Here is a 25,528-nt window from a genome sequence, read left to right as displayed (position 1 = left end):
GCGTCCGCGACCAGACGGTCACGCCGCGCGCCCCGGCCGGCGTGGAGGAGACCCGCCGCAGCACGCCCGCTTTCTCAGCGGTACTCGAAGGTCAGCAGCGCTTTGATCGCGGCCAAGGCCTCACCGGACAACTCGGGGTGCCGCGCACGCACCCGCGCCACGAGAGCATCCCCCCACCCGGAGATGTTGTCCGCACCCCTCGGGTCCGCGTAACCGTCCACTTCCGCCATGAGCTCCCGCACAGTCCGGCGGGAAAGGGGGTCGGCGATACGCGCCGGCCACCGCCCGGGTACCGCACCACCGCCGTCGTAGCCGACGAAGGCCACGACCGCGGAACTGAGGGCATCGTCAATCATCCGCGCCTCGCGCTCCGCGGGGGGTGTCTCCCGCTCCCCCGCCGCCGAACGGATGGAGGTCAGCCTCCGCGAACAGACGCACCGTGCGCAGCGCAACCGCCAAGGCCGCTGCCTCTCCGGATATCGTCCGCCGGGAGCCTTCCTGGGGCACCGCGCGCTCGTCGGTGATGATGAGTTCCCAGAAGCCATCCCGCTGATACAGGCACACGCGGTTGGCCGTCGTTCCCGTCGGCGGCCCGTAGTGGAAGTATCGCTCCAGCGCTTCGTCGGCCAGTACCGACTCGAGTTCCGAAAGAGCCGCCGCAGAGCGCCCCTTCATCGCGCCTCCTCAGGGAAGCCCAGGCATCTCCGCCCTCAGCGCGCCAGCGGCGCGTCCGCAGCGGCGGCCTGGGCGCGCAACTCGGCAGGGGAATACGCGGCGTACCGCGAGAAGGCGGCGGCGTCTATGTCACTGGCGAACCAGAGGGCCCTCCCGTCCGGAGCTCCGAGAATCGACCCGCCCTCGGCACCGTTCTGCAGGCTCCAGCCCTCCGCGGCGATGGCGCCGCCGTCGGCGTCGAGTTCCACGAGGGGCCTCAACCGGCTCAGTCCCTTTGCCTCTCGAACCGATCCGAGGTAGAGCATCACCACGTAGCGTTCGATGTCCTCCCAGCGGGATGAGGACATCCGGGCGCCGAACGGGCCGGACCGCAGACTCTTGCTCACGGTCCATCCATCGCCCGACCGATCGATACGGAACCGCGCCTCCCCGTCGTCGACGAGCAACAGCGCGTCTGTGGACGGAAGAAGCTCCAGACCTTCGCCGGCCAGCCAGCGCGCGAGGTCATCCGGCGTGGCAACACTCACAGGAACACCCCCAACAGGTCCAGTTCGTTCACGGACAGGAACTCGTCCCGGCCGTTCTCGCCGACCCGCGGTCGGCCGTCGGGGCCGGCGCGGAAGAAGCGGATCTGCCAGCCACCGCCAGGGTAGCCGAGAGCGTCGTCGATCACCGACACCTCGATGCGGATGCCCGGCGGCAGGTCAGGAGCGAGCTGCCGATGCAGCAGATCCATGCCCTGATGTCCGGGCGTGAGCCCGCGCTGTTCGAAGGGCGTGTTCGCCACGGTGAGGTAGTCGCCGGACGTACGACCGATGCGGTCGAGGTTCGCGAACTGCGGGTAATCCCGCAGGAGGGCGTCGACGCCGTGGTAGTGCACGCGACTTCCCGGCACCGCTCCGTCGTTGGTGGGCCAGCGGGGCCCGCCGGGAGAGCCATCGGCGTTGTCCGGCAGGGCGTATCGCTCGTTCCACGCGTCCTGGTCGGGAAGCGGTGTGCCGTCTGCGTCGCGTCCGAACGGGGCGTCGGGGTCGCCGATCATCGGAGCAATGTCGGGGTTGGGCGACTCCGGAGCCTGGTAGTGCGCCGGCACCGTACCGTGGTCCGGGCGAGGCTCGCCGTAGTGCGGGTCATTCTGACCGGTGTCTCCATAACGGTTCCATCCATCACCGGACGCCTCGTTCGAGTACATCGGACCGGTGTGGTCGGGCTGGGGCTGGTGCGGTGCAGCCGGTGAGGCCGGATCCGTGGCGGGATCGGCTTCTGCCGGGTCGGCAGGTGACGTTCCCGAGTCGCCCGCTTCGGGCTGCCCGACAGGCGCATCGGCGCCGTCTCCGTCCGCGCCGACAGGCGCATCGGCATCGGCACCGTCTCCGTCCGCGCCGACGGGCGGCACGGCGTCATCACCGGGGGGCGGCGTGCTTTCCGGGCCCTGCGGGGTCGTGTCAGGACCCTGCGGCGTCGTGTCAGCACCCTGCGGTGTCGTGCCCGCGCCGTGGGGCGCGGGAGGCAAGCCCGCGTGGCCGTCGCCGTCGGCGTCCACCCCGAGGTCGCCCTCGGTGTCGTGGAAGATCGGCGTGTCGTCGCCACCGTGCGTCGGCGTGGTGCCGTCGCCCCCACCCGTGTGCACGGGAGGGGTGGGGATGTCCACCGGGTCGGGCGTGCGCGGGCCGGAGCCATTCCCCGAACCCGAACCCGAACCCCCACCGGCGTCGTTGCCGCCGGTCGCGTTGGGCGCCTCGCCCTGCGGAACCTGCGGTGCGGGTCCGCTGTCGCCGCCGCTGCCGCTGACGTCGTTGCCGCCCGTGACGTTGGGGCCGTCGTAATCGGTGCTGCCGGCCGGTCCGCCGTCGCCGCCGCCGCTGCTGACGTCGTTGCCGCCGCTGACGACGGGGCCTTCGTAATCGTTGTTGCCGGTGCGGCCGCCGTCGGGACCGCCGGCCTCGGCGTTGTTGCCACCGGTGATGACGGGAACCGGCTCGTCGACGCGGACGTCGCCTGCACCGGGGTCAGCGGCAGACGCCGAACCGCCCCGGCCCGAGCCGCCACGTGCCCCCCAGCCACTGAAGCCTGCGCCGCCGATACCGGAGATGACGACCTGGCGGATGTCGACGCTGCCGTCGCTGATCAGTCCGTCGGTCACGCCGCCGGCTGCCCCGCCGCCGCCCCCGGCCAGGGTCTGGACGAGGACGCGCTGGCCGTACCGGCCGAACGGGGCGACGATCGCTTCGGTGACGCCACCGCCAACGAGACCGGAACCGAACGCGACGAGGAGGTTGGCATCGCCGCGCTTGACGATGACCTCTGCCGTGACGGCTGCCGCCGTGCCGGACGCGATGTTGATCACGGCGCGAACGGACCGCTGGTGACGCAGGGCGAACGGGATGAGGCTGGCCCGGATGGCGCGGATGCGCACGGCCACGCGCGCAGCGGTGCCGCCGACGCGGGTCAGGATCGTGATGATGCGGCCGCCGATCACGGCGATCCGCGCGGTCATGGCGGCGGCGCCCGCGGCGGCGCTCGCTCCGAACGTGAAGGCGCTGAGCGCGGCGCTGATGGCGACGGTCGCGGCGATCTCCACGGCGAGCTGCACGAGCATCTCGATGACTTCCTTGTGCGCCTCGCGCACGTCATCGGCGTACTCGGCACACTGCGTACCCATGTCTTCGATGAGCTGGGCCACTTCGCCGATGTCGCTGGCGAAGTCGTTCACCTCGGTGCGCGCCTTGGCGAGCTCGATGCTGTCCAGGGAAGCCACGGCGTTGTCGGCTTGACGCACTTCGGTCGCGAGGCGGCGGACGTCGCGGGCGATGTCCTTCCACGTCTGGGCGGCCTCATCGAGCTGGTCGGTGTCCGCGTTGGGCCACATCATCCCGACGACGTCGGTGACGATCTCCCAGCCCTTCGGCTCCCCGGCGTTGCCGCCGAAGGCCGAGGGCGGCGATGCGACGCTCTGCGACTGCCGCGCCGGGCGCAGGGTGAATGTGCCGGAGTCGAACGGTTGCCCCGACGCGGTGGCCTCCGCCGAGGCGGCGTTCGCACCGCTGGCCATGAACAGGCGGTCGAGGCTGTTGGCACGGATGCCGATGTCGAAGATGTTCTGCAGTGCGTACCCGGCGACTTCGTCGTACGCGCTGGCGAACTGCTCGCCGCCGGGGTCAGAGCCGGCCATGCTGCCATAGCCGCCGGCGGAGCCTCGAGCGGAGCTGCCGACGGAGTCGGCTGAGGAGGCGACAGCGTCGAACGCGTCGGCCGCCTGGGTGTAGAGGGTGGGGTCGATCCGCCTCATCGTCATGCGCTGGCCCACATCGTGTTGTTGTCGTTCTGGGCGGCTTCGTAGACCGTAGCGGCCTCACCGACCCACTTCTTCAGGTCTTCCGCGTGCGTGCGAAGGGCGGTCGCGCCGACCTGCCAGGTGCCCACGAGGCCGAGGAACTCGACGCTTGCCACGCCGGCCCACTGGGAGCTCGCGGCGGCGGTGGCGCCGGCGGCGTGGGTCTCCAGATCGGTGCAGTAGCCGATGAGCTGGTTCAGCGCGGTTTCGAGTTCGCGGAGCTGCGCGAGGTCGAAGGTGTGCAGACTCACGCGACTCCCCCGCCCTGCCGGCGCGTGCCGACGGTGGACGAGCGGGATGCGGCGGTCACCTGCATCTCGGTCGAGACGTAACCGGTCTCGGCGCCCTGCAGGCGCGCGACGATGTCGGTGAGTGCGTCACGCACGAGGCCGGAATTCTTCTGCCATTCGGTCCAGCTCTCGCCGAACGCCTCCGCGGCGTCACCGCTCCAGGACGCGCCGACCACGGAGGACACGACGCCCGAGATCTGCGACACGTGCCCGTCGAACTGGGCGACGGCCGCGCTCATGGCTGCCGCCGAATAACCCAGTGCCGGGGTCGATACCGAGAATTGCCCCATCTGCTGCTCCCTTGCTCGATCTTGCCGTCCACCCGCGGCGCATCGGGGGCACCGTCACACGGCGCCCCCGATGCTCACGCTCAGGCGCGGAAGCTGTTGCTGATGTTGTTCTCGGACTCCTCGTAGGCCAGAGCCGCCTTGGAGAGCTGGTCGCTGATGCCCGTGAGGGATTCCTTGAGCTGGAGCCCGGCAGCATCCCACTGCTCGTACAGCTCGTTGAAGGACTGCGAGGCGGCGCCGCCCCAGTCGCCGGCGATGAGCCCCTGCACGAGCGACTTGAGGTTGCTCAGCTGGGACTCGATGGATGCAGCGCCCGATGAGAGCTGGTTCGCGACGCCCGACAGCGACTCCGAGGTGACCTTGATGTCCGCCATGTGATCCTCCGTGATTCAGGGCGTGGAATCCGCCCGGGTCTAGGTTCCGCTCTGTTTGTAGCACATATACGCGATGTGGAATCGAGGGATTGTGCTGACCGGGCGAAGTATGGAATAAATCGCACGCACCTACGCGTCGCGCCGCATCGGCCGCCCCGTTGCCATGCTTGCGGCCGCCCGCCCGACTCTACGGGGATCGTCGGTCTCCAGATACCGGACCGAACCATTTCGGGCCAGGACGCGCAGCGCTCCGGTCAGGTGCGACAGCTGCGCGTCGCTGAGGGCGGTGTCGATCGGCAGCGTCAGCGCGCCGAGGTCGAATGCCGCACTGAGGTAACGCGCCAGTCCTCCGGTCGACGCGTCGCGGAATCGCTTGGGGCGATTGACGCCGACGTGCAACGTGACCTGGGAGCCGCCTGATCCGTAGACGAGTCGCTTCATCCACCGCGCGAACCCGCCCCCGAGAGCCAGGTTGGCGCGCTCATCGCAATAGACCACGCCCAGCACGTCCGCCCACGGGATGGGCGGAACCCCTGAGAAGACGATCGCCTCGGGCGTCAGCAGCAGAAGCGGGTCGGCAGCACGCAGGAAACCGCGGATCCGGCCGCGCAGGCGCAGCCCCAGCACGAGGCTCGCCAGCAGGATGACCAGGAGGAGACCGAGAAGGAAGTAGGTGGCGAGCCGACCGACGTCGGTGACGGCGAGCGCGACGATCCCCGCGACCACCACCGCCGTGAAGCTCGCATACGCCGCGACGTAGCCCGTGTTGCGCCGAAGGGCGGCACCCAGCCGCTCCCGATCGGCGTCGAGCGCAACGGCAGGGATCGGGCGGCCGTCGGTGGGCGTCACGTCGGTCACCGCATCGACCTCATCGGGCTGTTCCGACCTCGACGATCACGTCACCCAGCAGCAGCCGGTCGCCGGCCTGAATGGCGTACGGGTCGCGGGGACGCAGCGGCTGGCGCACACCCGCCCGCTCCACGGAGCTGCCGTTGCCCGAGCCGGCATCCTCCGCGGTCGCCTCACCGGGAGCGCCCGGCCGGATGATCAAGTGCACGCGCGAAACCGATCGCGTCGGGTCGGCCACCTCGACGGGCTCGCCGCCATGGTCGGCGGCCCGACCGGCGGGGTTCCGCCCCAGAACGAGCACCCGGTCGAGGGCGACCTCGGCGCCCTGCGGCAGGCGCAACGCGAGCGCGGCCGGAGCGACGGGGGCAGGAGGAGCCACCGATGTCGATCGGCCCAGCGAGCGGGGGTTCACGTCGGGCAGGGGTACGGGTGCCACCGGCTCGGGTGGGGCGACCGGCGCCGCCTCGGCCTTCGGCTCGCGGCTGCCGCCGCCCGTGGTGCGGAAGGGCGGAGGGAGCGCGCTCCCGCCGGCGGCGGGCGCATCGGCGACGACGATCTGCCCGCAGGACGGGCAAAACATCGTGTTCGGCCGGACGGCCGCACCGCAGAAGCGGCACTGCGTAGTCATGGGCGGATCCTCGCGACAGGGACGTGCGGCCCCCGGACCGCACACAACGCTCTCAGCTTACGCGGGCGAGAGGGGCGTGCGTTCCGGCATTCAGGCACGAAGATCGGGCACCTGCACCGCCGTGTACCCTCCGGCGGCGAAGAGCACTCCCGAGCCGGGGGCGCCGCGCCCGACGAACGGGCGAGGGATCTGCGTGCTGAACAGCTGCGTTCCCAGGATCGTCGATGTCGGCGACAGCACCAGGCCGGTGCGCCCGCGTTTGGCGTCGGTGACGACCCCGCTGACGGCCGTCCCTGCAGAGTCCGCACCGAGCGAGACGATGAAGCGCAGGCGGCCCCGCGCCGCGGCGAGCGTGCGTTCCAGGACCGAGTCCCGGATGGCCTCGGCATCGTCGACGATCACGGTCAGCAGATCATCCGCCGCAATCGCCGCCTCGATCTGCTCGGCGGTGGAGGACGTTCCCAGCAGCGGAGCGTTGTGCGCGGCAGCGACCTCGGCGAGGACGGAACCGTTCGCCGCGGCGACGACCATGCGGGTGCCCGCCCAGCCGAGCTGGTGCGCGATGAGGGCGAGCGCGTCGGTCTTGCCGCTGCGCCGATCGCCGACCACCACGAATCCGCCGAGCTCGGGCCAGTCGATGGTGAACCGCGACAGCGTGTCACCGCCGACACCCACCACAGGCGTCTCGGGCGCGTCCGGCTCGGCGAGCGGCAGGAGGGCGGCGTCGGACAGGCCGATGTGCGAGGGGAGCGGGTCGACGCGCAGCGCCGCGGGCAGCTCGGCCAGCTGGGGGAACCGAGCGAAGTGCGCGGCGGCGTGCTCGACCGTGCCCCGAAGCGTTGCTCCCTGCGCCTCCCCCGAGGTGTCGGCCGTGACGACGGCGATCTGACCTTCCGTACCGTCGGTACCGAACAGCACGCGACCGGCGGGCATGTCGGACGGGATCTCCCGCACCATGATCCCCGCACCCCGGTAGTCGTTGACGTCGCGCATGGGCAGCGCGTACTGCGTGTCGATGAAGCTGGCGATGCGGTCGGACGGCACGGTGCGGTCGGCCGTCACGACGACCCGGAGACCCACCGCGGGGCCCTCACGCAGCAGCCGCAGCATCTGGTCCCGCAGCGCGACCATCTCGTCGGGGCTGAGGGATGCCGACAGCCGCTCCCATCCGTCGATGACGACGATCGCGTAGGCAAGCGCCTCCCGCGGGTCGGCGGTGCGTCGCTGCTCGGCGATGCTGCCGACGGCGGCCTGGGCGAGGACGCCCTGGCGCCGCGACAACTCTGCAGCGAGACTCCCGAGCAGGCGAGGGAGGCGTTCGGCGTCCTGCGGGGTGACGACGGCTCCCGTGTGCGGCGCGCCGGCCAGCGGCAGAAGCGCGCCGTTGCCCCAGTCCACGACGTACAGGTGCAAGTCGGCCGGGGTGAAGCGGAGCACCACCTGCGACAGGATCGTCCGCAGTGCCGTGGTGCGGCCCGACCGGCTTCCCCCGAACAGCAGCAGGTGCGAGTCGTCGAGGATGCTCCACACCAACGGTCGCTGGGTCTGCTCGCTGGGGACGTCCTCGAGGCCGAGGATGGCGGCGCCCTCGGGGACGGCGTCATCATCGAAGCGGTCGAGCGGCAGCACGTCGGGCAGCGGCATCAGCCACGGCGACGGGCTCTTCGGGACCCCGAGCAGCTGCGCGGCCTGGCCGGCCAGCTGCACGAGTGCCCGCAGGTCGGTGTCGTCCTGGTCGGGCCGGTGCGTCGTCTGCTCGGTGGCGACGGGATAGCGCGGCGGAAGCCCCAGGGTCTGCCACTCCACGCGGGCCGCCGGCGGGAGCACGCGCGCGGCTCGCTGGTGCCCCAGCCGGAGCGCCGCGACCCGCGCCGTCTGGAAGGGAGTGGGCGCCGCATCCAGCCCCGCCCGCACGTACCCACGACCGGGTGAGCCCGCCGGGATGAGTGCGGCGTCGGGGGTTCCGATCACATCGCCCGAGTCCCCACGGTCCGTGACGCGGAGGGCTACCCGCAGGTTGATGTTGGACTGCATCTCCGGCGTGATGACACCCGACGGACGCTGCGTCGCGAGGACGAGGTTCACCCCGAGCGACCGGCCGACACGGGCGATGCGGACGAGGCCGTTGATGAAGTCGGGCAGCTCGGTCTTCAGCTCGGCGAACTCGTCGACGACGATCATGAGCCGCGCCAGGCCCAGCCGGGCGGCGGCATCCGGGTCCTTCTCCCACGCCGCATCGACGTCCTTCGCACCGATGTCGTCGCGGAGCACCCGTTCGCGACGCTTCAGCTCGGCGTCCAGCGACGCCAGGGCGCGCTCCGTTTCGCGTGCGTCGAGGTTGGTGACCATGCCGACGGTGTGCGGCAGGCGGCTGCAGTCGGCGAAGGCCGAGCCGCCCTTGTAATCGATCAGCACGAAGTTCAGCGCATCCGGCCGGTTGGCCAGGGCGAGCGAGATGACAAGGGTCTGCAGGAACTCCGATTTCCCCGAGCCGGTCGTGCCGGCCACCAGGGCGTGCGGACCGTCGGAGGCGATGTCGATCGCGAACTCGCCCTCCGTGCCCGCGCCGACGACGACGTAGGACTGCCGCGGCACCAGTTGCCACTGCTCGGCGATCGGGCGGGCGTCGTCGAGGTCGATGCCCATCAGCTCGCTGTACCGGACGCTGGAGGGCAGGGTCGCGTCGTCCCCCACGCCGCGGACGTGCTCGATCGGGCACAGCGCGCGGGCGATGTCTTCGGCGTAAGCGAGGCTCACCTGGTCCAAGAGCACGGGCGCGTAGTACTCCTCGGCCGATTCCACGCGACCCAGGAGCGGGTCGACGCCGTCGACGGCCACGACGGATGCTGCCTCTTCGGGCAGCCGTGACCGGTCGCTGTCGATCGCGATGACGTGGATGCCGAACTGGGCGCCCTTCTCGAGAATCGTGACCATGCCGGGCAGCATGCGGTAGCGCCGTGCCCCGTCGATGACCAGCACGAGATGCGCGTCCGACGAACCGCCGCGGCGTTCACCGGCCACCCGCATCCGGGCGTCCAGCAGGGCCCCGATCTCGCGGAGGCGCTCGCGCCGGGTGTGGTCGGTGTTACCGATCAGGGCGACCGGGCCGGCTCCGGCGTTCAGGTGGGGGAGCCACTGCACCCACGACCAGGCCGCCTCCTGCTCCCGGTCGCAGAGCACGACGAATTGCAGGTCGCGCGGCGAGCGCAGCGTCGCAAGGTCGGTGATCATCGCCCTGGCCAGGCCCGCGGTCACATCCTCCGGACCGGAGATGCCGACCGGGCCGGACGCGAGGTCCACCGACACGGGCGCGGGCGAGACCCCGACGCGGCGTTCGAGTGTGCGCTCCTTCTGCGGCCCGCCCTCGAAGCGCACGTCCAGGGGAATCTCCGCCACGCCGACGCGCACGCGCAGCGCATCCTGGTCCGACCGGCGCCGCTCCCAGAGGCGGGCGAGCGGGCGGGTGGCGATGTCGCGGATCACCACGGGATCGAGGTGGCGGTACCACGCGTCCAGGCGCTGCTCGCGGGTCAGTTCCGCGATCCGGACGCGCGCGTCGGCGATGTCCTGCACCCACTCGGCCTCGGTGCGCTGGCCCTTCCGCTCGGCCAGCCGCTTGTTCATCATGAACGAGCCGACCACCATCACCGGCGACGCCGCCGCCATGAGCAGCATGATGGGCCGCTGGAACACCACGGCCAGGGTCACACCGAGGACGATGGGGATGATCGCCGACAGCCACGGCAGGGGCGATGCGTCGGCTTCGTCGGGCTTGTCGCCGGGGAGCGCGACCACGGGCATCTGGCGGGCCGGCCGGATCCGCGAGGGGCGGTTGAAGGCGCGCGTGCCGACCTCGTCGACCGTCAGATCGGCGTCGGGGGCCGGCGACATGCCCAGCCGCACGATGCTGCTTCCCAGCTGAACCAGGTCGGCGGGGACGATCTGCACGGGCGCCGCGGTCTCGGAACCGTTGACGACGAGGCTCCCGTCCGGGTCGGCGAGCGCCACGGTCGCCGTCAGCGGCGCGTAGGTGCCGTCGGGCGACGGCCCGCCCACGGCGGTGAGCGTGGCGTGGCGACCGGCCAGGTGCGGGTCGGCGACGCAGATCCCGGCGTCGTTCGACCGGCCGATCGTGACCTCGCGACCGGGCTCGAGCGGCACGACCTCCCCCGCGAACGGCCCCGCGACGAACTCGAGCCGAAGACGGCCCGGGGAGATCACGACCGGGGATGCGGCGGGAACGCGCACGCCGCTGCGCACCCCGGACTCGGCGAAGTTCTCCGCGGTGTCAGCACCGGGCGCCAGGACCTCGGGGTCGACCCTCAGCGACTCCGCGAGTTCGGAGACGGTGGTGGCAGCATCCACCTTCACCACCCATGACTCGGCGGGCGCGGCGTCGTGGGTGCGGTCGATCGTGAGCCGGAGCGTCATGACGCGGGTACCTCCTGGAGCATGCGGGCGAGGGGAGCGAGAAGCGACGGCGCTTCCGCTTCGTCTTCGGACGGGACGGGAACGGCGATGCCGAGAACGGCGGTCTGGGCCCAGGACGGCGCGACCGGAAGCGGGGGCGCCGATGCGGGATCGACGGTCAGGCTGCCCAGCGACTGCCGACCGGTGGCATCCACCACGCGGAAGGCGACCTGGACGGGGATCGCCGACTCGGCGGTGCGGGTGATCTGGCCGTCTGTGCCGCAGGTGAGCGCGACATCCACCGCCAGGCACGAGATCGTGACGTCGTCCCCCGCGGTCAGCTCGGACAGGGCCACCGGCTCGGGACCGCGCACATGCAGCGCGAGGGGCGCCCCGGGGGCAGCCGCGGTCGCGAACAGCGCGAGTTCGGCGTCGACGGATTGCCCGGCGTCGTCGGTGACGGTGAGCTTGACCGAGATGGGGCCAGGTGCGGTGGGCCGCACGGCGAGGTGCGCGGAACCGATCCCCACGACCGTCGACGCGGGTACGACCTCCCGGACCTCGATCCGAGCATCGGTGCAGAGGACGCAGGTGAGCTCGAGCAGCGACAGCGGCACGAGGCTTTGACGGCCTACCGGCAGGGGGATGTCGATCGAGGATGCCGCGATCTCCGGCGGGGCAGGAGGCTCGAGCCGCACGCGGTAACGCACCTCGGCGCTTGCCGCACCCGCCCGCAAGGGGACGGGAAGAATCCGCTCCCCCGCCTCCGCATCGAACGGGGCGGTGAGGGTGATCCCCTCCTCGGTGCACACGAGCTCGGCTCCCTCGAGCGTGCCGACACCGGCGCAGTCGATGGTCCACCCCGCGCTCGGGCGCACGTCGACGGGCTCGCCGTAAGGGATCTCGACGATCCCGCTGTCGGCGGGTGAGTCGCCCGCGGCGGACGCGGCCGCCGGAATCGCCCCGAACGTCGCGCACACGAAGAACGCCGCGAGGGCGCTGACGACGCGCACGGACGAGCGGGGCATGGGCGCCTCCAGGGCGGGGGGACGATCCCGTCTATGATAGGCGGGTGCCCGGCGCCGGACCGGAGCCCGGGAGCGTGGAATGAACGACAGCATCCCGACCCGCCGTGCGCAGCGCGAGGCGGTCGACGGATACGGCCCGACGGGATTGTCCACGACAGTGGCGGAGCCCGAGCGTGAGTTCGGCCACACCGAGTGGCGTCCCGCCGAGGGCATTCCCGCCGCGACCGTGGCGGCCGCACCGCGCCGCTCCGGCGCACCGATCACCGGCACGCCGGTGTTCGCCCCGACCCGCATCGAGCGGCCACCCGCCGGCGTGGAAGCCGCACGCATCGGGTGGGACACCGCCCGCGCGAGCCTGACGGCGACGACCGGGGACATCCGCCGCCTGGAGACCGCGGCCGATGTGCTCCCCGAGCTCGAGGAGGCTCAGGTCGCGCCCCGCCCGATGTGGCGGCATCCCGCGTTCCTCCTCTCCGCCGGCATGACGTTCGTGGCCCTCGTCGTCCTGGCCGTTTTCGTGGTGCTCGGCCTGCTCAACCCGCGGCCGGCAGCGAGCGGGCTGACCCTCACCCCCGGCGACGACAACATCCGCGTGTCGTGGTCGGGTCCGGATGTCGCGTACCAGGTGATCGTCGTCGGCGGACCCGCCGGGAACGAGCTGGACGTGTCGCAGCTGGTCACCGGAACCGAGGCCTGGATTCCGTCGGGCATGGGATTCATCGACGACCGCTCGTGCGTTCTCGTCCGGCCCGCCGCCGGAAACGAGACGGCTCCGGTGGAGCTGGACGCCGCCACCGTCTCCGGCCAGGGCGGCGCTTCGGCGTGCGTGGCGGATGGCTGACCGCCGCATCCGCGCCCTGACCGTCGTCGCGGTGTCGGCAGTGCTCTTGGCAGGATGCTCCGCGACGGCGACGGAGCCGATCCCCACCCCCACCGCCGCCGACCTGTCGACGTACGACCCGGCCGATCACGGCAACGGCGTGGGGCTTCTGCCGCCGGCCGCCGTCCGCGACAGCGTGCTGGCCGCGATGCGCGCGGCGGGCGGCGCGGAGCTCGTCGGCAGTTACCGCGACGGAGCGACCGGGCGCGAGATGCAGGTGCGACGCACCGGCAGCGAGCAGGCCTGGACCGCCGAGATCACCCTCGACGGTGCGGCGACGTCGATCGTGGTGGATGCGGGCACGGCGTGGGTGAACCCCTCCCCCGCCGTCGCCACACTTCTCGCGGTTCCGGCAGGGCAGTGGGCGTGCGTCTCACCGGAGGATCCCGCCGTGCAGCGCTGGATGCCGCTCGTGCAGCCCGTCGACCTCGTCGCGCAGCTCACCGCCGACGCGTCGGGGCTGAGCGCGCCCGGCGACGGCACCATCGACCTCCTCCTCGGCGAGGAGGGAGCCACCGGCGTGCTGACGGTCGCGACCTCCGGGGCGCCTCTCCCCACACGCCTCGTGCGCGCCGACGAGACCGGCGCGGTGGATGTGGCGTTCACCGCCTGGGGCTCCGAGGCCGACGTCACCGCACCGATCCCCTGCTGAACCCCTCCCGCGCGCCCGCTCCCGGTCCCACTCCCGCGCGCCCACTGGACCCCGCCCGCACGCACACTCCCGGGTTTGGGGCGCTTTTCGTGCCTTGGGGCGCGCTCGGGCACGCCCCAAGGCACATATGTCGCCCCAAACCCCCGGGTGAGGTGCGGGGATGCGGACGGGGCGGGGCGGGGCGTCAGGTCACCAGCGGGGCTGGCCCTGGCAGGCGGTGCCCACACGGTGCAGCCCGACCTGGGGGTCGGCGAACGCCGCCCACACGCCCTCGGGGTCGCGCCGCTCGGCCGCCTGCTCCATGGCGGTGAGCACCGCCGGTGCCCCGGCCGACCACGCGGCGTAGTCGGGCTGCGAAACGCCCGCAGACCCCTGCTCGGCGATCGCGCGCACCTGCCCGGCCAGGGCGATCACCTTGGCGAACGACTCCGGGCTCTTGGTCTGACACTCGATCGAGGCCGCCATGAGGTCGACCACGGGCTGAGCGAGAGCGGCGCAGCGCTCCGCGAGGATTTCGGACATCCGTGTCCCTTTCTTTCGTGTGGATCAGTGGAAGAAGTGACGCTCGCGCGTGAAGAACATCGTGACACCCGCCGCGCGGGCCGCGTCGATGACCTCCTGATCGCGCACCGAGCCGCCCGGCTGGATGATCGCCGACACACCGGCATCGATGAGCACCTGGGGGCCGTCGGCGAACGGGAAGAACGCGTCGGATGCGGCGACCGACCCGGCCGCCCGGTCCCCGGCGCGCTCGACCGCGAGCCGGCACGAGTCCACCCGATTGACCTGGCCCATGCCGATGCCGACCGTGGCCGAACCCTTCGCCAGCACGATCGCGTTCGACTTCACGGCTCGGCATGCCTTCCACGCGAAGATGAGGTTCGTCATCTCTTCCTCGGCAGGACGCTCCCCCGACACGAGTTCCCAGTTCCGCGCGACCGATTCGATGTCGGCGGGGAACCGGTCGGCGTCCTGCAGCAGCAGCCCGCCGGATACCAGCCGCACGTCCATCCGCTCCTGCTGCCAGTCCGTGGGAAGGCACAGCACGCGCAGGTTCTGCTTGAGCCGGAAGACCTCCAGCGCCGCAGGCTCGAAATCGGGCGCCACGATGACCTCGGTGAAGATGTCGCGGAGATTCTCCGCCATCTTGAGGGTGACCGTGCGGTTCGCCGCGATCACGCCGCCGAACGCCGACACCGGGTCGCACTCGTGCGCCCGGAGGTGCGCGCTGGCGATCTCGTCGAGCGCGTTGGGCGCCGCCACCGCGATGCCGCACGGGTTGGCGTGTTTGATGATCGCGACGGCCGGCTTGACCATGTCGAACGCGGCGCGGAGGGCAGCATCCGCGTCGACGTAGTTGTTGTACGACATCTCCTTGCCCTGCAGCTGCGTCGCCTGGGCGATGCCGTGTCCGCCCGCGCGCGTGTAGATCGCGGCGCGCTGGTGGGAGTTCTCGCCGTAGCGCAGGGTGGTGAGGCGCTCCGCCTTGATCGTGAGGTGCGCGGGCAGGCCGTCTTCGACGAGCGTGCCCTCGGTGAACCAGGCCGCGACCGCGGTGTCGTACGCGGCGGTGTGGGAGAACGCGCGCGCGGCGAGCTCTTTCCGCTGGGTGAGCGTCGTGCCGCCCTCCCCGATCGCCTCGATGAGCGCGGGGTACGACTCGGGCGAGACGACGATCGCCACATTGGCGTAGTTCTTCGCCGCAGCGCGCACCATCGCGGGGCCGCCGATGTCGATCTGCTCGACCACGTCGTCGCCGGTGGCACCGGATGCCACGGTCTCCACGAACGGGTACAGATTCACCACGACGAGTTCGAACGGGGCGATGCCGAGCTGGTCGAGCTGACGCTCGTGGTCGGCGAGACGGAGATCGGCGAGCAACCCCGCGTGCACTCCGGGATGCAGCGTCTTCACACGACCGTCGAGGGACTCGGGAAAGCCGGTGACGGTGGACACGTCCGTGACCGGGTGCCCTGCCTCGCGGATCTTCGACGCCGTCGAACCGGTGGAGACGATCTCCACGTCGGCGGCGATGAGCGCTTCGGCCAGGCGCAGAAGGTCGGTCTTGTCGCTGACCGAGACGAGCGCACGTCGGATGGGAACGACGTCGCGTTCGCGGTAGAGCGTCGGATCGTGGCGAGGGCCGGCCATACGTGTGCTCCTAGGGTTGGGGGGCGGAATCGGATGCCGCGGCGAGGTCGAGCTCGCCGGTGGCGACGCGGCGGATGACGTCGATGAGCAGACGACGCTCGACCGGCTTGATCCGCTCGTGCAGGGAGCGCTCATCGTCGCCGGCGACCACCGAAACCCGTTCGCGGGCGAGGATCGGTCCGGTGTCGATCCCGGCGTCGACGATGATGACGCTCGCTCCGGTTTCCGTAGCGCCCGCGGCGAGCGCGTCGCGCACGGCATGGGCGCCGGGGAACTCGGGAAGATACGCCGGGTGGGTGTTGATGATGCGGGGCATCCACTTCTCCACCACGGCCCCCGGCAGGAGACGCATGAAACCGCTCAGCACCACGAGGTCGGGCTTCCAGGCGTCGAGCTGGGCATCGAGTTCGGCGCCCCACGCTTCCCGAGAGTCGAACCCGCTCCAGGGAACGAGGAAGGTCGGGATGCCGTAGGCCTCGGCGTGCGCGAAGCCGTCGGCTTCCCGGTCGGCCCCCACCACGATGACCCGGGCGGGAAAGTCGGGTGCCGCGGCGGCATCCAGCAGTGCGCGGAGGTTGGAGCCCGTGCCGGAGATGAGAACGGCGACCGTGAGCACCCGGTCAGTCTAGCCAGCACCGGGGCGCGGCTCGGACGGCTCATCCCCATCGTCGTCCCGCGGCCGTGGGAGGGGGTCGGACGAGAACGCGCCCACCGGAAGCGTCGGGAAGGGGACGGGCTCGCGACGGGCGACCGGATCGATCGCGCCGAAGGGTGCGCCGCCCATCGGCGCCGTGTCGTAGGCCGTGCCGGTGGGCGCGGACGCCGAGTCCGTCGCATCCGGCGCGCGACGCGGCGACAGCAGCAGGATCGCTGCCCCCACCCCGACCTCCAACGCGACGGCGAGCGCCACGGGCCCGGGCTCGGGGCCGGTCTCGGCGAGCTGCCCCGGTCCGATCGAGCCCCGTGCGCAGACGGCGAGCAGGGCGAAGACGGCTCCGGTGAGCAGGCTGACCCCCGCGGCGAGGACGATCCGTGGGCCGTACGGTTCGGCTCCGGGATGCTCCGCGACCAGCCGCGAGCGCAGCATCCACCCCGCGAGCGCTCCCAGGCCCACCGGAAGCAGGGCCAGCAGCAACAGCCACGGTGAGGTCGAGTCGGGGACGGCGCCGAGGACCGGGATGCCGGGGATCACTCCGAGTTGCGTGCCGGAGGGCGACACGGCGCTGCCGATTCCGAGGGCGAACCCGGGACCGGCGACGAACGAGGCACCCCAGATCACCAGGGTGGGGAGATAGGCCAGCTGCGCGAGGGCGATCACGGTCGCGCCCACCACGTCGACGTTTCCCGCCTCGAAAAGCGCGACCACCTGGCCGCCGCGGGCGAACACCGCCACACCGACCACGAGGGCGCCGACGCCGACAAGGCCGGTGACGGCGATCGCGGTACCGCGCACGAGAAGGCCCGGCACGGTGCCCCATCCGCCACCGACCGCCTCCACGCGCTCACGCAGGCGCCCGGCCGCTCCGATCCGGGACACCCACGCACCGATGGCGGCGCCGAGAGCGCACGGCACCGAGAACACCAGCACGGGAAAGAGAAGCGCCTGCCACAACGTCACCGTCGCGAACGGTGTGGCGCCGGTGAGCGCCACCGCCGCAGTTGCCACCGCGAAAACGAGCGTGCCGGCGACGGTGCCGGTGAGCGGCTCGCCGGCGCGCGCTGCCCGGCCGCCGGAGCGGGCGGCGAACAGCGCCGTGAAGGCGGCGAATCCGAGCGGTGCCAGAGAGAGGGCGAAGTCCGCCGCGGCGGGATCGATCCCTGCCGCGGCGATGTACGTACCGGGCAGGTGGATGCTGAGGGGCACGAGGTGGCCGAACTGCCACACCGCGGCGCTGGCGGGCCACAGCGCGGACCAATCCGCCCCGCCGCCCAGGGCCAGCACCCACAAGAGGGTCAGGGGCGCGAGCGCGATCGCCACACCGCCCGCGGCCGCCACGAGGGCGTCGAAGGCCGCGAGAAGGGCGACGAGAAGGCGATTCATGCGCGAACGACCCTACCCGGGGCCGCGACCCCCCGCGGGACGGCACCCCGCACCGCGGGCACGTGCAGCCCAGGCGGGCAGCGTGTGCTCAGCCCTCGACGGGATCCAGCACGAAGAGGGCGATCCGCCGGTCGGTTTTCTTCTGGTACTCGGCGTAGTCGGGCCACGCCTCAACGGCCCGTGCCCACCATTCGTCGTGCTCGGCGCCTTCGGCGCGGTGGGCGGTGTAGTCCCGGAGGCTGTCGCCATCCTGCAGCTGCACGTGGGGGTTCTTGACGAGGTTCCAGTACCAGGCAGGCGGACGGGGCGCACCGCCATCGGACGCGACGACCGCGTATCGCCCTTCGTGCTCCACGCGCATCAGCGCCGTCTTGCGCAATCCGCCCGTCTTCGCGCCGACCGTGGTCAGAACGATGATCGGCTTGCCGCGCATCTCGCTGGCCTCAGCGCCGCCCGAGGCTTCGAAGGTCTCGGCTTGAGTGCGGGCCCATTCGTCTGTTCCGGGCAGATATTCTCCTGTGAGCGGCATCTATCCAGCCTAGATCGCAGCCGAGCCCCCCACCCGCCCCTTCCTCTGAGGTCCCATGAGCACCAACGCGACCGAAACGTCTTCCGCCATGCCCACCGCCAAGAACGGCTTCGACCGATTCTTCGAGATCACCGCCCGCGGGTCCACCGTCGGCACCGAGGTGCGCGGCGGCGTCGTCACCTTCGTCACCATGGCCTACATCGTCATCCTGAACCCCATCATCCTGTCCGGCGGCACCGATGTCGCCGGCGACAACCTCGGTTTCGCCCCCGTCGCCGCCGTCACCGCGCTCACGGCCGGCGTGATGACGATCCTGTTCGGCCTCGTCACACGCCTGCCGTTCGCCTTCGCTGCGGGGCTCGGCATCAACTCGTTCCTCGCGGTGAGCGTGGTGGGACAGGTGACGTGGCCCGAAGCCATGGGCCTGGTCGTCATCAACGGCCTGATCATCGTGCTGCTGGCCGCCACAGGGCTCCGCCGCCTGATCTTCGATGCGGTGCCGATGGCGCTGAAGACGGCGATCACGGTCGGCATCGGGCTGTTCATCGCCTTCATCGGGTTCGTCGACAGCGGCTTCGTCACGGCGACCGGTGTCGGATCGCCCCCGGTGGGTCTGGGCGTCGGCGGGTCGATCGCGACGGTTCCGACGCTGCTGTTCGTCTTCACGCTCGTGATCACCGGCATCCTGATGGCTCGGAAGATCAAGGCCGGCCTGCTCATCGGTCTTCTCAGCGGCACCGTCGTCGCGCTGATCGTCGAAGCGATCTGGAATCTCGGACCACGCTCCGAAGACAACCCCGGCGGATGGAGCCTGTCGGTGCCGGAACTTCCCGCCCAGCTGGTGAGCCTGCCGGATCTGTCGCTGGTCGGCCAGGTCGACCTGATCGGCTCCTTTGAGCGCATCGGCATCCTCGCGGCGACCATGCTGGTGTTCACTCTCGTGTTCACGAACTTCTTCGACGCGATGGGAACCATGACCGGGCTCTCCCGGGAGGCGGGCCTGGCCGACGACAAGGGCAACTTCCCGCGCCTGCGCTCGGCGCTGATCGTGGAAGGCATCGGCGCGGTCGCCGGCGGCGCGACCTCGTCGTCCTCGAACACCGTGTTCATCGAGTCGGGATCCGGGATCGGGGAGGGCGCCCGCACCGGCCTCGCCAACGTCGTGACCGGGGCCCTGTTCGTGCTGGCGATGTTCTTCACGCCGCTGACGACGATCGTCCCGACGGAGATCGCCGGTGCGGCACTGGTCATCGTGGGCGCGCTGATGATGTCGCAGATCCGCCATGTGGACCTCAGCGACCTGTCCGCCCTCATCCCGGTGTTCCTCACGATCACCGTGATGCCGCTGACCTACTCGATCGCCAACGGCATCGGCGCGGGCTTCATCAGCTGGGTGGTCATCCGCTCGCTCTCCGGCCGCGCACGGGAGATCAGCCCGCTCCTGTGGGTGGTGGCCGCCGGCTTCGTGGTGTTCTTCGCCCGCGGCCCCCTCGAGCTTCTCCTGACCTGACCCCGGGCCCCCGCCGAGACTCCATCTCCGCCACGAGACCGCAGCCGTCGCCCGGCGTCTCGTGGCGGAGATGGAGTCTCGCGGACTCGGGGGGCGGGAGCGGGCGGGACAGACGAGGGGCCCGGATGCGGTGCATCCGGGCCCCTCGTGAGAACCCGGGTTACAGGGACTCGATGATCTCGCGCATCAGGGCGGCGGCCTCGGACGGGGTCTTGCCGACCTTGACGCCTGCGGCCTCGAGGGCTTCCTTCTTCGCCTGGGCGGTGCCGGCCGAGCCGGACACGATCGCCCCGGCGTGGCCCATGGTCTTGCCCTCGGGGGCGGTGAAGCCCGCGACGTAGCCGACAACGGGCTTCGTGACGTTGGCGCGGATGAAGTCGGCCGCGCGCTCCTCGGCGTCGCCGCCGATCTCACCGATCATGACGATCGCCTTCGTCTCGGGGTCTGCTTCGAACGCGGCGAGCGCATCGATGTGCGTCGTGCCGATGACGGGGTCGCCGCCGATGCCGATGGCCGTGGAGAAGCCCAGGTCCCGCAGTTCGAACATCATCTGGTACGTCAGGGTGCCCGACTTCGACACGAGACCGATCGGACCCTTGCCGGTGATGTTCGCGGGGGTGATGCCCACGAGCGACTCGCCGGGGGTGATGATGCCGGGGCAGTTCGGTCCGATGATGCGGGTCGTGTTGCCCTTGGACTGCGCGTAGGCCCATGCCTCGGCGGTGTCACCGACGGGAACACCCTCGGTGATCACGACGAGGAGCGGGATCTCGGCGTCGATGGCCTCGACCATCGCGTCCTTCGTGAACGCCGGCGGCACGAACGCGATCGATACGTCGGCGCCGGTCTTCTCGATGGCCTCGGCCACCGATGCGTACACGGGAAGCTCGACGGTGTTGCCGTCGGCATCCTCATGCGACACGGTCGTCCCGGCCTTACGGGCGTTGACGCCCCCGACCACCTGCGTGCCCGCCTTCAGCATCAGTGCGGTGTGCTTCGTTCCTTCGCCGCCCGTGATGCCCTGGACGATGACCTTGGAGTCCTTGTTGAGATAGATCGACATTGCTGAGTCCTTTTCGTCCCGAAGATCAGGCGTTGGCCAGTTCGGCTGCCTTGTCGGCGCCCTCGTCCATGCTGGCGGCGAGGGTCACGAGCGGGTGGTTGGCGCCGGCGAGGATGGCGCGACCCTCCTCGACCTGGTTGCCGTCGAGGCGGACGACCAGCGGCTTCGAGGCCGTGTCACCGAGGATCTCGAGGGCTTTCACGATGCCCTCCGCGACCGCGACGCACGACGTGATGCCGCCGAACACGTTGACGAACACGCTCTTCACCTGCTCGTCACCGAGGATGACGTCCAGACCCGCGGCCATGACGGTGGCGGATGCGCCGCCGCCGATGTCGAGGAAGTTGGCGGGCTTCACGCCGCCGTGGTTCTCGCCGGCGTACGCGACGACATCCAGCGTGGACATGACGAGCCCGGCGCCGTTGCCGATGATGCCGACCTGGCCGTCGAGCTTGACGTAGTTCAGGTCGTGCGCCTTGGCCTGAGCCTCGAGCGGGTCAGCGGCCTCGGTGTCTTCGAGTGCTTCGTGCTCGGGGTGACGGAACGCGGCGTTCTCATCGAGCGATACCTTGCCGTCCAGGGCGATGATGTCGCCGTCCTCGGACAGGATCAGCGGGTTCACCTCGACGAGCGTCGCGTCCTCGCCCTTGTAGACGTTGAAGAGCTTGACGAACACGTCGGCCACCTTGGGGGCGAGCTCGTCGTCGAAGCCACCTGCCTGAGCGATCTCGAGCGCCTTCTCCGGCGTGATCCCCTCGAGCGGGTTCACCTCGACGCGCGCCAGCGCTTCGGGACGCTCGACGGCGAGCTCCTCGATCTCCATCCCGCCCTCGACGCTCGCGAGGCTCAGGTACGAGCGGTTGGCGCGGTCCAGGAGCACCGAGAAGTAGTACTCCTTGGCGATGCGGGCACCGGCGGCGACCATGACGCGCTGGACGACGTGGCCCTTGATGTCGAGGCCGAGGATGGCCTGGGCCGCCTCGAATGCCTCGTCCGGGTTCTTGGCGACCTTGACGCCGCCCGCCTTACCGCGGCCACCGGTCTTCACCTGGGCCTTCACGACGACCACGCCGCCGAGCTTTTCAGCTGCGGCCCGCGCCTCGTCGGGGGTGTCGGCGATGATGCCGGCGAGCACCGGCACCTCGTACTTCTCGAATAGATCGCGTGCCTGGTACTCGTACAGATCCACAGGGAATCCTCCGCTGGACGGTCAGTGGGTGGGGCCGGAGAAATCTTGACGTCAAGATATCCAGTCACCCCACCCTATCGGATCGTTACGGACGGCTTTTGTCCCTCTGACCGGAGCCGAAGCGACGAAAACCGTCCGTAACCGGTCAGGAGAGCCGCTCGAGGTCCGTGAGCGCCGGGCCTTCGATGCGGGCGCCGTTCGCCTCGAATCGGCTGGCGTGCAGCGGGCAATCCCACGTGCACGCTTCGTCGTTCCAGGCCAGCACTCCGCCCAGGTGCGGGCACACGGCATCCACCGCCCGGGTGACCCCGTCGACGGTCGAGATCCCGACCGGGCGACCGCCCCGCTGCGCGACGACGCCGGCGCCCTCGGCAGGTTGCGGCACGGGCACCGGCGTGCGTTCAGCCTCGATCCATCCCTGCACCGCGGCCCGGCCGACCTTCGCGTTCTCGGTGAGGCCGCGAGAGAGGTCAGCGGGCATGGTCATGCGCGTTCCGAGCGCGGTCATCCACCGCGGCTTGTCGTCCGCACCCAGGATCTCGGCCACGATGCGCTGGGCGGCCGCGGGTCCGTTCGTGAGGCCCCACTTGCCGTATCCGGTGGCGAAGCGGATGCGGCCCAGTGACCGCGGCATCGCGCCGATGAAGGGGATGAGGTTGTGCGACTGGTAGTCCTGCGCGCTCCAGCGGTGCGTCTCCTCCGTCACCGGGAGGTGACGCCGCGCCCACGCGACCAGTTCCTCCACCCGTTCGCGCTCGGACCCGCCGCGGCCGACGGGATGGCCCGCTCCGCCCACGATGATGCCCGCGTATCCCGAGGGGCCGTCGCCGTCCGAGACGGCGCGCACCGAGCGCGACGGCGAGTCCGCCGAGAGATACATCCCGTCGGGCACCGGCCCATCGGTCCGGAACGCGACGCAGTACGACCGCGTGCCGTGCGTCTTCGCGAAGTACCCGCCCCGGTCGAGGATGGGCGCGCCGGTGGCGAGGACGATGCTGTCGGCGTACAGCGGGCCGTCATCGGTGCGCACGTGCGCGCGTGGGAGCACCTTCGCCCCGCGGACCGTCACACCGGTGTGGAGCACCGCGCCGGCCTCGACCGCCGCCCGGGCCAGGGCCGTCGCGAAGGTCTGCGGATCGATCGCGATCTGGTCGTCGAGAGCGATCGCGGAAGCCACCGGGAAGGGCACCGCGGCCAGCTCGTCCTTGGTGGCGCGGCGCACCGCGAGTCCGGCTTCGCGCGCAGCATCCTTCTCCGCTTCCACGGACGACAGGCCCTCATCGGCCTGGGCATAGGTGAAAGCGGTTCGCCGGCGATACGGCACGCCCAGTTCGTCGGCGGTGCGCGCCAGCCATTCCTGACCCGCGCGGTTCGCTTCCACGTACGCGCGCACGAGCCCCGCAGGATGCCCGCCCCGGAGCGTGGACAGCACGGTTCCCTGCAGGAGCGACACCTTCCCGGTGTTCCCGCCGGTGGCGAGTTGCCCGACCTCGCCGGCCTCGATGATCGCGACGTCGACACCAGCCTGCGCCAGCGCGTAGGCCGTGGCGAGACCGGTGATCCCGGCACCGACGACGACGACGTCATGCGATCGTCCCGATTCGAACGGCGACCCGGGAACCGGTGTGGAGTCCTGCTTCCAGAGGGGAGTCATTCCGGCAGTCAATCCCCCGCCGGCGCTGTCGGCCCAGCGCTTGACATCGCCGCCCGACCGGTGCACACGCGGCCGGTAGGCTTCCGGCCATGACCGACGCGCTCCCGCCGAGCACGACCACGACCGTGGTCGCCGCCGCGATCGAGCTGTTCGCCGAGCACGGGTTCGACTCGACCTCGGTCGAGCAGATCGCGCAGGCCGCCGGCGTGTCGCGCTCGACCTTCTTCCGCCAGTTCGGAGGCAAGGAAGATGTGGTTTTCGCCGATCACGAAGAGGTGCTCCGCTCGCTCGAGGCCTACCTCGCCCGGCCGCACGAGAACCCGTGGACCGCCGTCTGCGACGCCTCCCTCCAGGTCTTCCGCCACTTCGCCGCCGACCCCGAGCTCGCGCGCCGCCGGTACACGATCGTGCGCGAGGTGCCCGTGCTGCGCGAACGCGAGATCCTCACCGTCTTCCGGTACGAGCGTCTCTTCGACGAGTACCTGCGATCCGCGCTGCCGGGGCTCGACCCGTTGGACGCCGTCGGGTTCGCCGCGCTCGTCACCGCCGTGCACAACCACGTCCTCCGGCGGCTCCTCCGCGGCGAGCGCGTGCCGCAGGCGACGCTCCGGCGAGCGCTGGACGACGTGCTGCGGCGGTTCGGCGTGCACCCGGACGGCGACGACCCCGCCGACGACGACGTCGCGGTCGCGATCTTCCCGCGGCGGATGCCGGCCGCCGAGGTCGCACGGCGGCTGCGAGCCTCGCTGCCGCGCTGATGTCAAGCCCCTGGGGCTCGCCGGCCCGCCCGGCGAATCTGTCCTCAGAGTGGAGGGGGCTGTCCATGCGTCACCGGTCGAACCTGGGCCGCCGCACGTTCGGCGTGGAAGAAGAGCTGCTGCTCGTCGACGCGGCCACGGCCGTACCCGTGCCGGCCGCGTCGGCGGTCATCTCCCGGGTTCCTTTCGAAGGTCTTCGCTCCGCGATCGTGCCGGAGATGCACCAGGAGATGATCGAGATCGTCGGGCCGCCGCATCAGTCGATGGCGGAGCTGCAGGCACAATCGGCGCACGCACGCGCTGTCGCCGACCGCCTCGCCCGCAGGGTCGGTGCCCGCGCGGTTCCGCTCGCGACGTCGCCGCTGCCGGCGATCCCGCACCCGTCACCGGGGGGTCGGCACGGGCAGATCTCCGCCCGGTACGGCATCACGCCGACCCAGTGCATGACCTGCGGTCTGCACGTGCACGTCTCGATCACGTCTCCGGCAGAAGGTGTGGCCGTTCTCGACCGCATCCGAGTGTGGCTGCCGGCTCTGCGGGCGCTCGCCGCGAACTCGCCCTTCACGGGCGGTGCGGACTCCGGGTACGACAGCTACCGCTTCGAACTGTGGAGCCTCTGGCCCTCCAGCGGACCCGCCGAGGTCTTCGGCGACATCGCGGCCTACCACCAGGACATCGCTGACATGCTCTCCACCGGCGCGCTGCTGGATGAGGGGATGCTGTACTCCGACGTGCGCCTGTCGAGCCGATTCCCCACCGTCGAGGTGCGGGTGTGCGACGTTCCGCTCACCGCAGACGTGACCGCGACACTCGCCGGGCTCGTGCGAGGCCTGGTGGCGACATCCGCCGAGGCCGCGCACAGTGGCGAGGCTCCGCCGCGCATCTCGGCGAACGCCCTCCGGCTGGCGGGCTGGGATGCGTCGCTGCGCGGGCTCCGCGCGACGCTCCTGGATCCGCGGACCCATCGCGCGGCGCCCGCCGCCGAGGTCATCCGCGCGATGGTGGAATTCGCCGAGCCCGGCCTGGCTGCGCATGGGGACATGGCGGAGGTGTGGGACGGGGTCGAGCGGATCCTCGCGGAGGGGAACGGTGCCGCGTGGCAGCGCCGCACCGCCTCGGCGGGAGGCGGCCTGCGTGCGATGACGCTCGCCGCCGCCGACCTCGGCGCGGCGGAGGCCGGCGGCTCGCATCTTCCCGTGCTCAGCGGCTCCGCCTGAGCCCCG

The 25,528-nt window shown here is 71.2% G+C and carries 24 protein-coding genes; 5 read left to right on the top strand and 19 right to left on the bottom strand.

Translation table 11 applies throughout. The features are described 5' to 3' along the window. Window positions 1–74 precede the first annotated feature (74 nt). From AC4FS2_RS01860 to AC4FS2_RS01810, 11 genes are all read right to left on the bottom strand, one after another. The gene (locus tag AC4FS2_RS01860) at window positions 75–356 is read right to left on the bottom strand and encodes a hypothetical protein (RefSeq protein WP_491154017.1); all 282 of its coding nucleotides are present in this window, start codon (window positions 354–356) and stop codon (window positions 75–77) included. Then, window positions 349–675 carry a hypothetical protein gene (locus AC4FS2_RS01855; RefSeq protein ID WP_491154019.1) on the bottom strand — a complete coding sequence of 109 codons (327 nt, stop codon included), beginning with the start codon at window positions 673–675 and terminating at the stop codon, window positions 349–351. Before AC4FS2_RS01855 ends, AC4FS2_RS01860 begins: the two co-directional genes overlap by 8 nt. A gap of 35 nt (window positions 676–710) precedes the next feature. Continuing rightward, window positions 711–1,202, bottom strand: coding sequence for an Imm61 family immunity protein (locus AC4FS2_RS01850; RefSeq protein ID WP_491154020.1), 492 nt, complete (start codon window positions 1,200–1,202; stop codon window positions 711–713). Beyond that, window positions 1,199–3,970, bottom strand: coding sequence for a WXG100-like domain-containing protein (locus AC4FS2_RS01845; protein ID WP_491154022.1), 2,772 nt, complete (start codon window positions 3,968–3,970; stop codon window positions 1,199–1,201). The genes AC4FS2_RS01850 and AC4FS2_RS01845 overlap by 4 nt, the downstream gene beginning before the upstream one ends. Then, window positions 3,967–4,260, bottom strand: coding sequence for a hypothetical protein (locus AC4FS2_RS01840; RefSeq protein WP_491154024.1), 294 nt, complete (start codon window positions 4,258–4,260; stop codon window positions 3,967–3,969). The genes AC4FS2_RS01845 and AC4FS2_RS01840 overlap by 4 nt, the downstream gene beginning before the upstream one ends. Next, window positions 4,257–4,589, bottom strand: coding sequence for a WXG100 family type VII secretion target (locus AC4FS2_RS01835; RefSeq protein ID WP_491154026.1), 333 nt, complete (start codon window positions 4,587–4,589; stop codon window positions 4,257–4,259). The genes AC4FS2_RS01840 and AC4FS2_RS01835 overlap by 4 nt, the downstream gene beginning before the upstream one ends. Before the next feature lie 80 nt (window positions 4,590–4,669). Beyond that, the gene (locus AC4FS2_RS01830) at window positions 4,670–4,963 is read right to left on the bottom strand and encodes a WXG100 family type VII secretion target (RefSeq protein WP_135063853.1); all 294 of its coding nucleotides are present in this window, start codon (window positions 4,961–4,963) and stop codon (window positions 4,670–4,672) included. Between the two features lie 129 nt (window positions 4,964–5,092). Then, complete coding sequence (locus AC4FS2_RS01825; protein ID WP_491154028.1) at window positions 5,093–5,821, bottom strand: hypothetical protein; 729 nt, start codon at window positions 5,819–5,821, stop codon at window positions 5,093–5,095. 10 nt (window positions 5,822–5,831) lie between these two features. After that, window positions 5,832–6,440, bottom strand: a complete 609-nt coding sequence (locus tag AC4FS2_RS01820) for an FHA domain-containing protein (protein ID WP_491154030.1) — start codon at window positions 6,438–6,440, stop codon at window positions 5,832–5,834. A 90-nt stretch (window positions 6,441–6,530) separates the two neighbouring features. Continuing rightward, entirely contained in the window at window positions 6,531–10,871 is a 4,341-nt protein-coding gene (locus AC4FS2_RS01815; RefSeq protein WP_491154031.1) for a type VII secretion EssC family protein, read from the bottom strand. Further along, a complete protein-coding gene (locus AC4FS2_RS01810) occupies window positions 10,868–11,878 on the bottom strand; it encodes a hypothetical protein (protein ID WP_491154033.1) in 1,011 nt (336 codons plus the stop codon). The genes AC4FS2_RS01815 and AC4FS2_RS01810 overlap by 4 nt, the downstream gene beginning before the upstream one ends. A gap of 79 nt (window positions 11,879–11,957) precedes the next feature. Between AC4FS2_RS01810 and AC4FS2_RS01805 the strand changes: the two genes are divergently transcribed. Further along, window positions 11,958–12,719 (top strand): hypothetical protein, encoded by a 762-nt coding sequence (locus AC4FS2_RS01805; RefSeq protein WP_491154034.1) that lies wholly within the window; start codon window positions 11,958–11,960, stop codon window positions 12,717–12,719. Further along, the gene (locus tag AC4FS2_RS01800) at window positions 12,712–13,410 is read left to right on the top strand and encodes a hypothetical protein (RefSeq protein WP_491154036.1); all 699 of its coding nucleotides are present in this window, start codon (window positions 12,712–12,714) and stop codon (window positions 13,408–13,410) included. The genes AC4FS2_RS01805 and AC4FS2_RS01800 overlap by 8 nt, the downstream gene beginning before the upstream one ends. Window positions 13,411–13,599: 189 nt before the next feature. Here the strand turns inward: AC4FS2_RS01800 and AC4FS2_RS01795 are convergent, their stop codons facing one another. The 5 genes from AC4FS2_RS01795 to AC4FS2_RS01775 all read right to left on the bottom strand — a co-directional run bounded on the left by AC4FS2_RS01795 (window position 13,600) and on the right by AC4FS2_RS01775 (window position 18,131). Next, window positions 13,600–13,932 carry a hypothetical protein gene (locus tag AC4FS2_RS01795; protein ID WP_491154037.1) on the bottom strand — a complete coding sequence of 111 codons (333 nt, stop codon included), beginning with the start codon at window positions 13,930–13,932 and terminating at the stop codon, window positions 13,600–13,602. 24 nt (window positions 13,933–13,956) lie between these two features. Then, the gene (gene purH, locus AC4FS2_RS01790; RefSeq protein ID WP_491154038.1) at window positions 13,957–15,561 is read right to left on the bottom strand and encodes a bifunctional phosphoribosylaminoimidazolecarboxamide formyltransferase/IMP cyclohydrolase; all 1,605 of its coding nucleotides are present in this window, start codon (window positions 15,559–15,561) and stop codon (window positions 13,957–13,959) included. Between the two features lie 10 nt (window positions 15,562–15,571). After that, entirely contained in the window at window positions 15,572–16,177 is a 606-nt protein-coding gene (purN, locus tag AC4FS2_RS01785; protein WP_491154040.1) for a phosphoribosylglycinamide formyltransferase, read from the bottom strand. Between the two features lie 9 nt (window positions 16,178–16,186). Next, window positions 16,187–17,602: a cell division protein PerM gene (locus tag AC4FS2_RS01780; RefSeq protein WP_491154041.1), complete on the bottom strand. Its 1,416-nt coding sequence runs from the start codon at window positions 17,600–17,602 to the stop codon at window positions 16,187–16,189. An 88-nt stretch (window positions 17,603–17,690) separates the two neighbouring features. Continuing rightward, window positions 17,691–18,131 (bottom strand): nitroreductase family deazaflavin-dependent oxidoreductase, encoded by a 441-nt coding sequence (locus AC4FS2_RS01775; RefSeq protein ID WP_491154043.1) that lies wholly within the window; start codon window positions 18,129–18,131, stop codon window positions 17,691–17,693. A 55-nt stretch (window positions 18,132–18,186) separates the two neighbouring features. Between AC4FS2_RS01775 and AC4FS2_RS01770 the strand changes: the two genes are divergently transcribed. Beyond that, on the top strand, window positions 18,187–19,641 hold the full coding sequence (locus AC4FS2_RS01770; RefSeq protein ID WP_491154045.1) for an NCS2 family permease: 1,455 nt from the start codon (window positions 18,187–18,189) through the stop codon (window positions 19,639–19,641). 160 nt (window positions 19,642–19,801) lie between these two features. On the opposite strand, the gene sucD is transcribed toward AC4FS2_RS01770, so the two are convergent. The 3 genes from sucD to AC4FS2_RS01755 form a co-directional block, all read right to left on the bottom strand. Next, on the bottom strand, window positions 19,802–20,704 hold the full coding sequence (gene sucD / locus AC4FS2_RS01765) for a succinate--CoA ligase subunit alpha (protein ID WP_491154047.1): 903 nt from the start codon (window positions 20,702–20,704) through the stop codon (window positions 19,802–19,804). Between the two features lie 25 nt (window positions 20,705–20,729). Further along, window positions 20,730–21,893, bottom strand: coding sequence for an ADP-forming succinate--CoA ligase subunit beta (gene sucC / locus AC4FS2_RS01760; RefSeq protein ID WP_491154049.1), 1,164 nt, complete (start codon window positions 21,891–21,893; stop codon window positions 20,730–20,732). 145 nt (window positions 21,894–22,038) lie between these two features. Next, window positions 22,039–23,547 carry an FAD-dependent oxidoreductase gene (locus AC4FS2_RS01755; RefSeq protein ID WP_491154051.1) on the bottom strand — a complete coding sequence of 503 codons (1,509 nt, stop codon included), beginning with the start codon at window positions 23,545–23,547 and terminating at the stop codon, window positions 22,039–22,041. Window positions 23,548–23,636: 89 nt separating this feature from the next. On the opposite strand from AC4FS2_RS01755, the gene AC4FS2_RS01750 reads away from it, so the two are divergent. Beyond that, a complete protein-coding gene (locus AC4FS2_RS01750) occupies window positions 23,637–24,305 on the top strand; it encodes a TetR family transcriptional regulator (RefSeq protein WP_491154053.1) in 669 nt (222 codons plus the stop codon). A 65-nt stretch (window positions 24,306–24,370) separates the two neighbouring features. Continuing rightward, window positions 24,371–25,522 carry a carboxylate-amine ligase gene (locus AC4FS2_RS01745; RefSeq protein WP_491154054.1) on the top strand — a complete coding sequence of 384 codons (1,152 nt, stop codon included), beginning with the start codon at window positions 24,371–24,373 and terminating at the stop codon, window positions 25,520–25,522. The last annotated feature ends 6 nt before the right edge of the window (window positions 25,523–25,528 follow it).

This window comes from Microbacterium sp. Z10_103 (assembly GCF_058310455.1).
This window is presented reverse-complemented; position numbering and strand designations above follow the sequence as displayed.